At 73.0% G+C, this 13,600-nt stretch carries 11 protein-coding genes; 7 read left to right on the forward strand and 4 right to left on the reverse strand.

What is annotated here, in order from left to right; translation table 11 throughout:
* The first annotated feature begins 126 nt into the window (after positions 1 to 126).
* Entirely contained in the window at positions 127 to 2,358 is a 2,232-nt protein-coding gene (locus AC1C2W_RS11390; RefSeq protein ID WP_495388970.1) for an NADP-dependent isocitrate dehydrogenase, read from the forward strand.
* Positions 2,359 to 2,496: 138 nt separating this feature from the next.
* Here the strand turns inward: AC1C2W_RS11390 and AC1C2W_RS11395 are convergent, their stop codons facing one another.
* A complete protein-coding gene (locus AC1C2W_RS11395; protein ID WP_495388971.1) occupies positions 2,497 to 2,895 on the reverse strand; it encodes a hypothetical protein in 399 nt (132 codons plus the stop codon).
* Positions 2,896 to 2,960: 65 nt separating this feature from the next.
* Here AC1C2W_RS11395 and AC1C2W_RS11400 point away from each other — a divergent pair, with 65 nt between their 5' ends.
* Positions 2,961 to 3,437 (forward strand): hypothetical protein, encoded by a 477-nt coding sequence (locus tag AC1C2W_RS11400; protein WP_495413149.1) that lies wholly within the window; start codon positions 2,961 to 2,963, stop codon positions 3,435 to 3,437.
* Positions 3,438 to 3,572: 135 nt separating this feature from the next.
* Positions 3,573 to 5,393: an FUSC family protein gene (locus AC1C2W_RS11405; protein ID WP_495413150.1), complete on the forward strand. Its 1,821-nt coding sequence runs from the start codon at positions 3,573 to 3,575 to the stop codon at positions 5,391 to 5,393.
* A gap of 850 nt (positions 5,394 to 6,243) precedes the next feature.
* On the opposite strand, the gene gdhA is transcribed toward AC1C2W_RS11405, so the two are convergent.
* Positions 6,244 to 7,581 carry an NADP-specific glutamate dehydrogenase gene (gene gdhA, locus AC1C2W_RS11410; RefSeq protein WP_495388974.1) on the reverse strand — a complete coding sequence of 446 codons (1,338 nt, stop codon included), beginning with the start codon at positions 7,579 to 7,581 and terminating at the stop codon, positions 6,244 to 6,246.
* 321 nt (positions 7,582 to 7,902) lie between these two features.
* Here gdhA and AC1C2W_RS11415 point away from each other — a divergent pair, with 321 nt between their 5' ends.
* On the forward strand, positions 7,903 to 8,388 hold the full coding sequence (locus tag AC1C2W_RS11415) for a Dps family protein (protein WP_495388975.1): 486 nt from the start codon (positions 7,903 to 7,905) through the stop codon (positions 8,386 to 8,388).
* Between the two features lie 108 nt (positions 8,389 to 8,496).
* Here the strand turns inward: AC1C2W_RS11415 and purL are convergent, their stop codons facing one another.
* On the reverse strand, positions 8,497 to 10,848 hold the full coding sequence (gene purL / locus AC1C2W_RS11420; protein WP_495388976.1) for a phosphoribosylformylglycinamidine synthase subunit PurL: 2,352 nt from the start codon (positions 10,846 to 10,848) through the stop codon (positions 8,497 to 8,499).
* A 277-nt stretch (positions 10,849 to 11,125) separates the two neighbouring features.
* On the opposite strand from purL, the gene AC1C2W_RS11425 reads away from it, so the two are divergent.
* Positions 11,126 to 11,644: a putative immunity protein gene (locus AC1C2W_RS11425; RefSeq protein ID WP_495388977.1), complete on the forward strand. Its 519-nt coding sequence runs from the start codon at positions 11,126 to 11,128 to the stop codon at positions 11,642 to 11,644.
* A gap of 36 nt (positions 11,645 to 11,680) precedes the next feature.
* On the opposite strand, the gene AC1C2W_RS11430 is transcribed toward AC1C2W_RS11425, so the two are convergent.
* Positions 11,681 to 12,577 carry a hypothetical protein gene (locus tag AC1C2W_RS11430; protein WP_495413151.1) on the reverse strand — a complete coding sequence of 299 codons (897 nt, stop codon included), beginning with the start codon at positions 12,575 to 12,577 and terminating at the stop codon, positions 11,681 to 11,683.
* Between the two features lie 26 nt (positions 12,578 to 12,603).
* On the opposite strand from AC1C2W_RS11430, the gene AC1C2W_RS11435 reads away from it, so the two are divergent.
* Together AC1C2W_RS11435 and AC1C2W_RS11440 are read left to right on the forward strand one after the other, a co-directional pair.
* On the forward strand, positions 12,604 to 13,122 hold the full coding sequence (locus tag AC1C2W_RS11435) for a hypothetical protein (protein ID WP_495388979.1): 519 nt from the start codon (positions 12,604 to 12,606) through the stop codon (positions 13,120 to 13,122).
* A gap of 98 nt (positions 13,123 to 13,220) precedes the next feature.
* Complete coding sequence (locus tag AC1C2W_RS11440; protein WP_495388980.1) at positions 13,221 to 13,559, forward strand: hypothetical protein; 339 nt, start codon at positions 13,221 to 13,223, stop codon at positions 13,557 to 13,559.
* Positions 13,560 to 13,600 lie beyond the last annotated feature (41 nt).

Raw genomic sequence — 13,600 nt, forward strand, 5'->3', positions numbered from 1 at the left:
CGACGGCGCGCGGCGGGGCGCGACGCCGTGTGCGCGACCCGTTTTCGACAGGCTCCGCCGCCGACAGATATCTTGATGTCAAACAATCTCTCGTCCACCACTGCCCTGCCTAGGGAGCATCGCCGCATGACCACCGAGTCCCGGCCCGAGGCCGCCACGATCATCTACACCCACACCGACGAGGCGCCGCTGCTCGCGACCTACTCGTTCCTCCCGATCGTCGAGGCGTACGCCGCCCAGGCCGGGGTCCGGCTCGAGACGCGCGACATCTCGCTCGCCGGGCGCATCCTCGCCCAGTTCCCGGAGCGCCTCGCCGACGACCAGCGCGTGCCCGACGACCTCGGCGAGCTCGGCGCGCTGGCCACCACCCCCGAGGCCAACATCATCAAGCTGCCGAACATCTCGGCGTCGACGCCGCAGCTCAAGGCCGCCGTGGCCGAGCTGCAGGCCCAGGGCTACGACATCCCGGACTACCCGGAGGACCCGCAGACCGACGCCGAGAAGGACGTGCGCGCCCGCTACGACAAGACCAAGGGCTCCGCGGTCAACCCGGTGCTGCGCGAGGGCAACTCGGACCGCCGCGCCCCCGCCTCGGTGAAGAACTACGCCAAGGCGCACCCGCACCGCATGGGCGCCTGGTCGGGCGAGTCGAAGACGAACGTCGCGACGATGGGCCACGACGACTTCTTCGCCAACGAGAAGTCCGTCGTCATCCCCGCCGACGACACGCTGACCATCCGCCTCGTCACCCCCGCGGGCACCACGGTGCTCAAGGACGGGCTGAAGGTGGAGGCGGGCGAGGTCGTCGACGCGACGTTCCTGTCCGTGGCCGCGCTGAACACCTTCCTCGCCGAGCAGATCGCCCGGGCCAAGGCCGAGGGTGTGCTGTTCTCCGCCCACCTCAAGGCCACGATGATGAAGGTCTCCGACCCGATCATCTTCGGCCACGTGGTGCAGGCGTTCTTCCCCGCCCTCTTCGCGCAGTACGGCGACCAGCTCAAGGCCGCGGGCATCTCGCCCAACGACGGCCTCGGTGGGCTCCTCGCCGCCGTCGACAAGCTGCCCGACGGCGCGGCGATCAGGGCCGCCGTCGAGCAGGGCCTCGCGGACGGGCCGGCGCTCGCCATGGTCGACTCCGACCGCGGCATCACCAACCTGCACGTGCCGTCCGACGTCATCATCGACGCGTCCATGCCGGCGATGATCCGCGGCGGCGGCCACATGTGGGGCCCGGACGGCAAGGAGCACGACACCCTCGCCGTCATCCCCGACTCGTCGTACGCGGGCGTCTACCAGACCGTCATCGACGACTGCCGCGTGCACGGCGCCCTCGACCCGGCCACGATGGGCTCGGTGCCCAACGTGGGCCTCATGGCCAAGAAGGCCGAGGAGTACGGCTCGCACGACAAGACGTTCGAGATCCCCGCGGACGGCACGGTCGAGGTCGTGAACGGGGCCGGCGACGTGCTGCTGAGCCACGACGTCCAGGCCGGCGACATCTGGCGCGCCTGCACCACCAAGGACGTCGCGATCCGCGACTGGGTCAAGCTCGCCGTCACGCGCGCCCGCGCCACCGGCGACCCCGCCGTGTTCTGGCTGGACGCGCGGCGCGCCCACGACGCGCAGCTCATCACCAAGGTGGAGGAGTACCTGGGCGACCACGACACCGACGGCCTGGACATCCACGTCATGGCGCCGGCCGAGGCGACCGCGTTCTCACTCGCGCGCATCCGCAAGGGCCTGGACACCATCTCGGTGACGGGCAACGTGCTGCGCGACTACAACACGGACCTGTTCCCGATCCTCGAGCTGGGCACGTCGGCCAAGATGCTGTCCGTGGTGCCGCTGATGAACGGCGGCGGCCTGTTCGAGACCGGCGCGGGCGGCTCGGCCCCGAAGCACGTGCAGCAGCTCCTCGCGGAGAACTACCTGCGCTGGGACTCGCTCGGCGAGTTCTTCGCGCTCGCCGCGTCGTTCGAGCACCTCGCCGGAGCCACCGACAACCCGCGCGCCCAGGTGCTCGCGGACACGCTCGACCGCGCCACCGGCACGTTCCTCGACCGGGACAAGTCCCCGACGCGCCGCGTGGGCGGCATCGACAACCGCGGCTCGCACTTCTACCTGGCGCTCTACTGGGCGCAGGAGCTGGCGGCGCAGTCGGACGACGCCGAGCTGGCCGCCGCGTTCGGCCCGCTGGCCGCGGCGCTCGCCGAGCAGGAGTCCACGATCGTGGACGAGCTCGTCGGCGTGCAGGGCTCGCCCGCCGACGTGGGCGGCTACTACCGCCCCGACCCGGCCAAGGCCACCGCGGTGATGCGCCCGTCCGCCACGTTCAACACGGCGCTCGAGGCCATCTGACGCCGAGATAGAGAAGGCGGACCCGCGAGATAGAGAAGCTCGGACGCGACCCCAGCCGGCTGGGGTCGCGTCCGAGCTTCTCTATCTCGCGGGTCCGCCTTCTCTATCTCGGCGTTCCGGGTTCTCTATCTCGGCGGGTCACCAGTTCCAGCCGCGGGAGCTGAGCTCGAGCTCCTCCCGGAGCCGCTCGGCCGCCTCGGCCCGCTGGTCGGCCCGCAGCGGCGGGTCCTGGACGGTGAGACCGGACAGGCGGCAGGCCTCGCGCAGGAGGGCGTCGTAGGCACACTGCACCGCCCGCCAGTGGTGCGCCCGGGCGAAGACGTCGGGGTCGTCGGTCAGCCGTCGCAGCTCCCCGGCCAGCTCGCCGAGCCGCACCTGGAGCGCCAGCGTGACCAGCGGGTCCGCGGTCGCGGCTCGACGGCGCAGGTCGCGCCGCGCCACGGCCTCGCGGTGGGCGTCCGAGCTGGTCCACGACCGTGCGGCGACCGCCGCCACGAGCACGGTCGCCACCACCAGGAAGACCAGCTGCCACGTCATCGGAGCACCCCCACCGCTCGATTTCAGCCTAGGCCGGGAGCGCGCCGCACGCGACAATCTGCGACATGTCCGTGACCCGCCGGATCTGGGCGGCGCTCGCCGGGCTCGCGACGCTGCTGCTGTCCGCGTGCGCGTCTCCCATGCCCCCGCACGCCCAGGGGCCGGCGCCACTGCTCGCGGCACCCGCGGCGGGCGTCTCGGGCGGCGTGGAGATCGGTGGCCGGCGGGTCGAGGTCCACGTCCCGCCGGCCTACGACCCGGCCGACCCCGTGCCGCTGCTCGTGGTGCTGCACGGCCTCGGCTCCGACCCGGTCCGCGTGGACGCCCAGCTCGGGCTCCAGGACGAGGCCGCCGACCGCGGCATCCTCTACGCCCTCCCGGTCGGCACCCGAGGCAGCGACGGCCGCCGGTTCTGGGACGCCACCGACGCCTGCTGCAACACCGTGCTGCCCGAGCTCCGTCGTGGTGAGCGGGCCACGAGTGGTGAGGGCGTGCAGGATCTCGGTCCGCGCACGGTTGCCGATCGTCTCAATGGCTCCTGACACCTCCTCGGGCATTCCTGGTGGCTCGATGAGGCGGGGCATGGCCTCAATGAGCCGGATGCCGCGCATGGCGGCCCCTGCACTTCCGCCGTACCTTCGAGGGATGACCGGCACAAACACCTCCGAGGAGGGCCCGTGAAGGGTTCTGGCAAGACCGAGACGCCCAAGCGCCCCCCAGGCAGCCCGATGCTGATCGTGCTGATGATCATCGTGGTCCTCCCGTCCGTGCTGCTCGCCGATTCGTGGGGGGCTGGCTCGGTGGGGATCATCGGCGGCCTGACGGGCATGTTCGCACTGGTGGCGTTCATGGGCGGTCCGCTCCGGGCCGACCTCCGCATCGCTGCGGTGATGGGCCCGCTGCTGATCTTCGCCGCGGCCGTCCCGCGCCTGGTGGCCGAGACCTCGCGCCCCGCGGCGATCGCGCTCGTCGTGGTGCTCGTGTTCGTGGCCGCACTGCTTCCCCTGCTCGGCCCACGCTTCGGCAACGCGGGGATGGGGCTGGGGATGGCCACGGTGTTCGGCTACGGCTACGCGCCGATGGGTGGGGCCGATCATCGGCAGGTGTTCGCGGCGGCCGTCGCGGGGGTCGCCGTGGCGCTCCTCCTGCGCATCCTGATGGGGATCTCGGACCCTTCCAAGCAGACCCGCGAGCAGGTCGCCGCGGTCCTCGTCGCCGACGATCCGAGCGCCGCCACCGCCACCGCGTTCGGCACCTGGCTCAGCGACGGCAGGCAGCGCTGGCTCGCGGACGCGCTCGAGGGGGCCTCGCGCTACCGCCTGGCCCTGCACACGGCAGGCCTCGCGGCGGCGGGCGGCCCCGACGACGCCGCGCTCCGAGGGCGGGCTCACGAGCTGGCCGAAGAGATGGGGGCCAAGCCCCGGCGGGACAAGCCCGTCAAGGCACCGTTGCCCTCGCCGGCATCAGCGGTCACCGAGACCCCCTTCACCGACGCCTCGCGTGCCCTGGACTCCGTCGAGCAGGCGATCCAGAAGCGCGACACCACCAGGGTCACGCTCGATCGAGACCGACGCCACCAGCTCCAGGACGCGGTGCTGCACCCCACGGCCAGGCTGCAGTCCATCCAGGTCCGGCACGCGTTCCGCACTGCGCTCGCAGTGCTGCTGATGCTGCTGATCACGTCCGGCCTGGAACGGGGCGACCCCCTGGTTTCCACCGTGCTGCTGACCACCTTCAGCATCCTCCAGGCCAGCTGGGGCGGCACCGTGACCAAGGCGAGGAACAAGATCATCGGCCTGGTCTCCGGCTCGCTCACGGTCGCGGTGGTCCTGCTGGTCGTCCCGTCGCAGTACCTCACCCTGGTCGCGGTCATCGCCCTGTGCCTGGGGCTGTGGTACATCGTCACCCGCCCGGCGCTGGGCAGCGCATTCATGGTCGTCGTCAGCGTCGGCTTCAACTCCGTGACCCGTGACCTGAACGCGGTCGACCTCCTCCTGCAGTACGTGGGGCTCACCCTGAGCGCGGTGCTGGTCGGACTGGTCCTCGGTTTCGCCGTGATCCCGGGCTTCCGGCCCCCGCCCCTGCGACGACGTATCGAGACCGCGACCGAGGCCACCGCGACCGCGCTCCGTGCCTCGTCGGGAAGGACCGGTCCACAGCAGCCTGAGGAGATCACCTTGCTCCGGGACGCCGTACGCCTGCAGGACGAGCTGGTGCCTGACCGCGACCAGCTCGACGACAAACAGCTCTCCGAGCTCGACACGCTGCGCAACGGGTTGCGCGACCTGACCGTCCTGGCCGACGCCACGGAGCTGACCCGCGGCGAGCTCGACCAGGTCCTCCAGGCGTTGAGCCCCGATGACCCGACGGGCGGGAACGAGCCCGACGGCACGGCCCCCGAGACCTCGGGCGCAGCGTCCTCGACCCTGTGGGACCTGGCCCAGCGGGCCGGCTCGGCCGAGCGGTACCTGCTGCGAACGCTGCCGGTCCACGCCTGAGCCGGCTCTCGCGGTCTCGCCTCACGGGCGAGCGACCGCCTCCTCGACGGTCACACCCCCTCGAGGCGGTCCAGCAGCTCGACCTGCCCCGCGACCACCAGCTCGCGCGCCCGCGCGAGCGGCACCCACGCGACCCCGGTCGAGCTCCAGGAAGGTCGCCGTCCGCCCCGAACGCGGCGGCCACTCCATCTCGAACGTGTTGCTCGTCGGCTGCTGCTCGCCGAGGCGGCCGGCGACGGGCTCCGCACCGGAGTCACCGTCACCGGGCTGGGCGACGACGTCGGGGGACGCCCGACCGTGCTGCTCTCCGACGGCACCAAGGAGACAGGTGACCTCGTCGTCGGGGCCGACGGCGCCCACTTGGTCGTGGCGCAGCACCTGGCCGGGGGGCCGACCAACCACCCCGCCGGGATCATCGGCTCCTCGGGCCGCACCTCGAGCGCCGACCTCAGCGCCGGGGAGCGTGCCCGGCTCGGGCCCCGGTCGAGTATGGCGATGGGCCCCCACGGGGCGGGCCTCTACGTCGGCTTCCTCGACCCCGCGGGCAACGCGGTCCTCGACGCCCTGCTCGACCGGTTCACGCGGGAGGGCTGGCGACCTCCTGGACAGGCTCCGGACCGTCCGCAGCGGGGACACCGCCCTGCGCGTCGCGATCAGCGACTACGAGGCCGGCCTCCGCACGCGCAGCGCGTAGGTCCTCACCCTCGCGATGAAGACCGTGCGGTGGATGCTGGCCACCGACGGCCGGTTCGGAGCGCCGGCGACCGTCGCCGCACTCCCGCCCTCGCGGCGCTCCACCGGGTCCGCCGAGCAGGATGACGCCCGGCGCGGCGACCGCTTCGCCGTCGGCTCAGACGACGCCGAAGGCGATCATCGCGTCGGCCACATGCGTGAAGCCGGCGATGTTGGCCCCGGCCACGTAGTCGCCGGGGGCGTCGTACTCGTCGGCGGTGGCGAGGCAGCGGTCGTGGATGCCGGTCATGATCTCGGCGAGCCGGGACTCGGTGTGCTCGAAGCTCCAGGAGTCGCGGGAGGCGTTCTGCTGCATCTCCAGCGCCGACGTCGCCACGCCGCCCGCGTTCGCGGCCTTGCCCGGGCCGAACAGGACGCCGGCCTCCCGCAGCAGGGCGACGGCCTCGGGGGTGGTCGGCATGTTGGCGCCCTCGGCGACGGCGCGCACGCCGTTCGCGACGAGCCGCTTGGCGTCGGCCTCGGTGAGTTCGTTCTGCGTGGCGCACGGCAGCGCGACGTCGGTCGGGATGTCCCAGAGGCTGCCCCCGGTGACCAGGCGGGCACCGGGGCGGCGGCCCACGTAGTCCGACACACGGCCGCGCTCGACCTCCTTGATCTCCTTGAGCAGGTCGAGGTCGACGCCCGCCTCGTCGACGACGTACCCGGACGAGTCGGAGAAGGTGATGACGCGGCCGCCGAGCTGCCGCGCCTTCTCGGCCGCGTAGATCGCGACGTTGCCCGACCCGGACACGGACACGCGGCGGCCGTCGAGGCTCTCCCCCGCGGTGCCGAGCATGCTCTGCGCGAAGAGGACCGCGCCGTAGCCCGTGGCCTCACGCCGCACGAGCGATCCGCCCCAGGTGAGGCCCTTGCCGGTGAGCACGCCGGACTCGTACCGGTTGGTGATGCGCTTGTACTGGCCGAAGAGGTAGCCGATCTCGCGGGAACCCACGCCGATGTCGCCGGCGGGGACGTCCGTGTACTCGCCGATGTGCCGGTAGAGCTCGGTCATGAACGACTGGCAGAACCGCATGATCTCGCCGTCGGAGCGGCCCCGCGGGTCGAAGTCCGACCCGCCCTTGCCGCCGCCGATCGGCAGACCGGTGAGCGCGTTCTTGAAGATCTGCTCGAAGCCGAGGAACTTCACGATCCCCAGGTACACCGACGGGTGGAAGCGCAGGCCGCCCTTGTACGGGCCGAGCGCGGAGTTGTACTCGACGCGGAAGCCGCGGTTGATCCGCACGCGGCCCGTGTCGTCCACCCACGCGACGCGGAAGATGATCTGCCGTTCGGGCTCGCAGATGCGCTCGAGGACGGCGGCCTCCACGTACTGCGGGTTCTTGCGCAGCACCGGGCCCAGCGACTCGAAGACCTCCCGGACCGCCTGGTGGAACTCCACCTCACCCGGGTTGCGGCGCAGCACCTCGGCGAACACGGGCTGCAGACGGTCTTCCATCGTTCCTCCTCAGGATCGGCCTCGTCCGGGCCGCCCGGCGCCCGTCGCGGGCGCGGCAGGGCACGGGGTAGCCGTCGCAGCCTAACCGGGGAGCGAGAACCCATCTCACCTCGTGGTCACCGGTGGGCACCGGTGGGCACCGGTGGGCACCGGTGGGCACCGGTGGGCACCGCGACACCGCGGGCGAGGCCCCACCAAGGATCGCCTCGCCTTGCTGGCGGACGTGCAGGGCGACACCTAGTCTGGAATGGTTCAAGAAAATCGGCCCCGGGTTCCTGCCGCGACACGTCGCGGCATCCACCCGAGAGAGTGAGGAGCATCATGTCCGCACCGACGATCCGCCGCGAGACGCCCCGTGTCGAGGCCTCCCAGAAGCTGCGCGCCCACCTGCAGCGCGTGCTCGTCGCCCTGGTCGACCTGCACGTCCAGGGAAAGCAGGCGCACTGGAACGTCACGGGCCGAGGCTTCCGCGACCTGCACCTGCAGCTCGACGAGCTGGTCGACGTCGCGCGCGAGCACAGCGACGCCGTCGCCGAGCGGCTCCGCGCCCTCCAGGCCGTGCCCGACGGCCGCACCGAGACCGTCGCCACGACGACCGACCTCTCGCCGTACCCGGCCGGGCTGGTGTCCGTCTCGGATACGGTCGACGCGATCGTCGAGCGCGTCGCGCAGACCGTCGAGGTGGCCCGCGAGGTCCACGACGACGTCGACGCCGAGGACCCGACCTCGGCCGACCTGCTGCACGAGATCATCACCGACCTCGAGAAGCAGGCGTGGATGATCTCGTCCGAGAACGACGAGGTCTGACAGCAACGAGGTCTGACAGGAACGCCAGGCCCCAGGCCTGGAACACGACGGCGCGGCCCCCGGACGGGGACCGCGCCGTCGGCGTCTCGGCGGCCGCAGCCGCCGTCCTCAGCCGAAGATGCGGGGCAGCGTGGCCTCGTGCGCGTCGCGAGCCTCGGTGAGCGGGATCGCGAAGGTCTCGCCGTCGAACCCGCCCGCCACGACCAGCTCCGTGCCGCCCGTGTGCCCGAGCCTCAGCACCGGCACGCCGGCGGCCTCGGCCACCGCGACCAGCTCGGTCTCGTTCTCGGCGTCCACGGCCACGAGGGCCCGGGCGGTCGTCTCGCTGAACAGCGCGGCGAACGGCGAGACGCGGTCGCGCCCTGTGACGCCGTCCACGGCGACCGACGCTCCGACGCCGAAGCGCAGCGACGCCTCGAGCAGGGCCTGCACGAGGCCGCCCTCGGACAGGTCGTGCGACGCGGCGCCCAGGCCCTGCTCGCGGGCCACGATCAGCACGGACGCCAGCGCCCGCTCGGCAGCGAGGTCCACGCGCGGCGGCAGCCCGCCCAGGTGCCCGTGCTCGACGTCGGCCCACGCGGAGCCGTCGAGCTCGTCGGCGGTGGTGCCGAGCAGCAGGATCGTCAGGTCCCCCGCCCGCCAGCCGGAGGGCACGGCGGTGCGGACGTCGTCGAGCACGCCGAGCACACCGACCACGGGGGTCGGGTGGATCGAGGAGTCGATCTGGCCCGGCTCGCCGGTCCCGTTGTACAGCGACACGTTGCCGCCCGTGACCGGCACGCCGAGCTCCTGGCACGCGTCGGCCAGGCCCTCGATCGCCTCGACCAGCTGCCACATCGAGTCCGGGTGCTCGGGCGAGCCGAAGTTGAGGCAGTCGGTCACCGCGAGCGGCGTGGCGCCCGCCGTGGCGACGTTGCGGTACGCCTCCGCGAGCGCGAGCTGGGCGCCCGCGCGCGGGTCGAGCTTGCCGTAGCGGCCGTTCGCGTCCGTCGCGAGCGCGACTCCGCGGCCGGTGGCCTCGTCGACGCGCACCACGCCGCCGTCGTCGGGCTGGGCGAGCGCGGTGTTGCCCTGCACGAAGCGGTCGTACTGGTCGGTGACCCACGCCTTCGAGGCGAGGTTCGGCGAGGCGAGCAGCTTCAGTGCGGTGGCGCGCAGCTCGACGGCGGACGTCGGGCGGGCCAGCCCGGCGGCCACGGTCGTGTCCGCCTGCAGGCCGTCCTGCCAGGCCGGGCGCTCGTACGGGCGCTCGTAGACCGGGCCCTCGTGCGCCACGGTGCGGGGGTCGACGTCGACGATGCGCTGGCCGTGGTGGTCGATCGTGAGCCGGCCGGAGCCGTTGACCTCGCCGACCACGGCCGTCTCGACGTCCCACTTGCCGGTGATCGCGAGGAACTCGTCGAGCTTCTCCGGCGTGACGACCGCCATCATGCGCTCCTGCGACTCCGACATGAGGATCTCGCCGGCGTTGAGCGTGGGGTCGCGCAGCAGCACGTCGTCGAGCCACACGTGCATGCCGCCGTCGCCGTTCGAGGCCAGCTCGCTGGTGGCGCAGGAGATGCCCGCCGCGCCGAGGTCCTGGATGCCCTCGACCACCTGGGCCGCGTAGAGCTCCAGGCAGCACTCGATGAGCACCTTCTCCATGAAGGGGTCACCCACCTGCACGCTCGGCCGCTTGGCCGGGACGCCGTCCTCGAAGGTCTCCGACGCGAGGATCGACGCGCCGCCGATGCCGTCGCCGCCCGTGCGCGCGCCGAAGAGGATGACCTTGTTGCCCGCGCCGGTCGCGTTGGCCAGGTGGATGTCCTCGTGCCGCAGCACGCCGAGGCACAGGGCGTTGACCAGCGGGTTGCCCTGGTACGAGGCGTCGAAGACGAGCTCGCCGCCGATGTTCGGCAGGCCCAGGCTGTTGCCGTAGCCGCCGACGCCGCTCACCACGCCGTGCACGACGCGCGCCGTGTCGGGGTGGTCCACGGCGCCGAAGCGGAGCTGGTCCATGACGGCGACGGGCCGCGCGCCCATCGAGATGATGTCGCGCACGATGCCGCCGACGCCGGTCGCGGCGCCCTGGTAGGGCTCGACGAACGACGGGTGGTTGTGCGACTCGACCTTGAAGGTCACTGCCCAGCCGTCGCCGACGTCGACGACGCCAGCGTTCTCGCCGATGCCGACGAGCAGGTGCTCCTTCATCTCCTCGGTGACCCGGTCACCGAACTTCTTCAGGTGCACCTTGGACGACTTGTACGAGCAGTGCTCGGACCACATCACCGAGTACATGGCCAGCTCGGCGGCCGTGGGGCGACGCCCCAGGAGGTCGCGGATGCGCTGGTACTCGTCCGGCTTGAGGCCGAGCTCCGCGAACGGCTGCGCCTCGGCGGGCGTGGACGCGGCGCGCTCGACGGTGTCGAGCTGCGGGCGGTCGGCGGACACGGCTTCGGCGCTCTCGGCAGCGGTGGTCATCAACTTCCCTCGGGTCGCGCGAGTACTCAATGCTCAAGCCTCGGACCGGGTGATCACCGCACCGCGAGGGTGCCGGCATCCGGCGTCGGTCTGGGCGGGGGCGCCATTCGGCGCGCGGTCAGTCTACCGGCGTCGGACGACGCCCCGGACGGCGCCGATAGTGTGCGCGCATGACCGCTCCCGTGCGGCATGAGCCGCCGCACGGGAGCGGGGCTGCCCTGGTGGGGGCCCGGCACCCGCCCCTCGCACTCGCGCCTCCTGCGGCCAGGATGGGTGTATGACGATCCTCCCGACCGAGCGTGACCCCCGGCTGATCACCGTGCGCCGCGGCGGAACCCTGACCGACGACCACCACCGGATGCTGGCGGAGTGGGCCGTGGCCTGCGCCGACCACGTGCTGCCCCTCTTCGAGCGGGAACGGCCCGACGACGCGCGGCCCCGCGAGGCCCTCGACGTCGCCCGCGGCTGGATGCGCGGCGAGGTGCCGATGCGCGAGGCGCACCGCACCGCCTTCGTCGCGAACGCCGCCGGCAAGGGCCTGCCCGACCCGGCGCGGTTCGCCGCCCTCGCGGCCGGGCAGGCGGTGGCGGTGGCCCACGTCGCGGCCCACGACCTCGGCGCCGCCGCCTACGCCATCCGGGCCGCGAGCGCCGCGGCGCCCGACGGCGAGGCCGGGGCCGCGCGGCTCCGGGAGCGCGACCGGCAGCGCGAGCAGGTGCCCGCCGAGCTGCTCAACCTGGTCCTGGAGGACCAGCGGAACCGCAGCGCGATCTGCTGGCACGTCTTCGACGACTGATGAGGCGCCCCTGCCGCGGGCCGTCAGGCGGCGCCGTCAGGCCGCGCCCGGTGCGGAGCCGTCGCCCAGCGCTCTCCGGCCGGCCGAGGGGTCGACGGCGGTCGCGACCGCGGCCAGCGCCCCGAGGACCAGCCCGACGCGGGTGTGCGGCAGCCGCAGCCCTCGCTCGCGCCACCTCTCCCCGCGCCGGTAGGCCCACTTCTCCCCTGCGACCGCCACGGCCGCGACCAGCGCGACGGCGCCGAGCACGGCGGAGCCCAGCGCCCCGGACGGCGGCGCGCCGGGCGCCGACCCGAGGTCGCCCGCCAGGACGTTGTCGTCACGGAGGTCGGCATCGAGGTCGGCATCGAGGTCGGCATCGAGGTCGGCATCGAGGTCGGCCCCCGCGCCGGAGTCACCGTCCGGTCCGTCACCCGGGAGCGCGGCACCGGGCGCGCGTCCCGGGTCGCGGAGCCCGTCGCGCACCTCCCGCACGCCGTCGACCGCCTGGCGCCCCTCGCTCGTGACGGCGAGCCCGAGGGCGAGGCCGCCGGCGAGCACGCCTGACTTCACGAGGGCGCGAGCCCACCGCGGCCGGACGACGTCCGGCACCGCGTACCAGGCGAGCGTCGTGAGGCCGGTGATCGCGACGCTGCGGGGGTCGACGCGCCGCAGCGCGTCCTGCATCTCCATGGTCGCCTCCAGGTCTTCCCGGTCGTGGCCGGGTCGTGTGCGGGTCGTGTGCGGGACGACGGGCACGGTCGAGCGCCCGTCCCGGAGACAACGGACGGCCACGAGCCGGTGTTCCGCCCCGTGGGCGCGCGTCACCACGGCCTGCGCCGATAACCGATTCTTGACCTCACGGCCCTCGAACTTGACCGTCACCTCGACGTCGTGACGCTTCTCCGTGAGCGAGGCCACGCCGCACCCCTTGTTGCCTGGGGGTTTTGTCATTTACCACAAGGTGGTTTGATGCGCACGTGGAACTGCTACGAACTTTCCCCCCCGGTGCCTTCGCGTACGGGCTGGCCTCGTGGTCGTGGCTGGGGGTCCACGGCAAGACCCCGCGCTTCACCACCGCGTTCGGCGACGTCTTCCTCGAGTCGCTCGAGGGCTGGTGGTTTCTCGACACGATCGAGGGATCGCTCGAGCTGCGCTGGCACACGGCCGTCGAGATGTACACCGAGCTGGACTCCTCGGACGGCCGGGACGACCTCCTCCTCGAGGACCTCCACCGGGAGGCGCTCGACGCCGGCACCCTGCTGCGCCCCGACGAGGTGTTCGCGCTCTCCCCCCACCCGGCGGTCGGCGGCCGCCTCCATGCCGACTTCGTGGAGCCGGTCCGCTTCGAGCTCGCCCTGCGGCTCGCCGGGGAGATGCACCACCAGCTGCGGGCCACCCGCGACGCGTCCCCGTCGCCGCTGCTGATCGGACACGCCGACGCACCGCGACCGGAGCCCGCGCTCCCGTGGGACCGGGGCGACGCCGGGCGACCGTGACGCACCTGTGACCTCCGTGCTCCGCCCAGCGGATGCACGACCGCCCGACGTGTCGTCTCCTGGAAGGGCACGGATGAGGCGGACCGTGGGAGGTTGGCATGAGACGAGTGCTCGTCATTGGGCTCGTCGTCGGGATCGTGGACGGGTCACTGCTGGGCGCGGCAGCGGCGCTGGGCTGGGCGTGGGTGGCGTGGCTCGCCCTCGTCGCAGGCCTGGTGGGCGCAGCGTTGGTGGCGAGGGCCGCCCCGCCGCCCCGGGTCGCCCGGCCGGCCACCGTGACCCTCGGGCTACCGCTGCGCGACGAGCAGGCGGTCCCCGACGCAGCCCTTGCCCCCGCGACCGATCCTGCGCCGGACGGCGTCGCGGCACAGCCCGTCGAGGCCTACCCCCTGGCGCTGCCCGCCCGCACGGGCGAGCCCAGGCCCGCCGCGGCCTGACGCAACACGCCGAGACAGAGAAGGCGAACCCGCGAGATAGA

The sequence above is a fragment of the Isoptericola sp. Y581 genome, assembly GCF_059445475.1.

Bases quoted from the DNA above. Each gene is read 5' to 3' on its own strand.
- AC1C2W_RS11425 (WP_495388977.1), top strand. From the start codon at position 11,126: ATGACGATCCTCCCGACCGAGCGTGACCCCCGGCTGATCACCGTGCGC.
- purL (WP_495388976.1), bottom strand. From the start codon at position 10,848: ATGACCACCGCTGCCGAGAGCGCCGAAGCCGTGTCCGCCGACCGCCCG.
- AC1C2W_RS11440 (WP_495388980.1), top strand. From the start codon at position 13,221: ATGAGACGAGTGCTCGTCATTGGGCTCGTCGTCGGGATCGTGGACGGG.
- AC1C2W_RS11430 (WP_495413151.1), bottom strand. From the start codon at position 12,577: ATGACAAAACCCCCAGGCAACAAGGGGTGCGGCGTGGCCTCGCTCACG.
- AC1C2W_RS11415 (WP_495388975.1), top strand. From the start codon at position 7,903: ATGTCCGCACCGACGATCCGCCGCGAGACGCCCCGTGTCGAGGCCTCC.
- gdhA (WP_495388974.1), bottom strand. From the start codon at position 7,581: ATGGAAGACCGTCTGCAGCCCGTGTTCGCCGAGGTGCTGCGCCGCAAC.
- AC1C2W_RS11395 (WP_495388971.1), bottom strand. From the start codon at position 2,895: ATGACGTGGCAGCTGGTCTTCCTGGTGGTGGCGACCGTGCTCGTGGCG.
- AC1C2W_RS11390 (WP_495388970.1), top strand. From the start codon at position 127: ATGACCACCGAGTCCCGGCCCGAGGCCGCCACGATCATCTACACCCAC.
- AC1C2W_RS11400 (WP_495413149.1), top strand. From the start codon at position 2,961: ATGTCCGTGACCCGCCGGATCTGGGCGGCGCTCGCCGGGCTCGCGACG.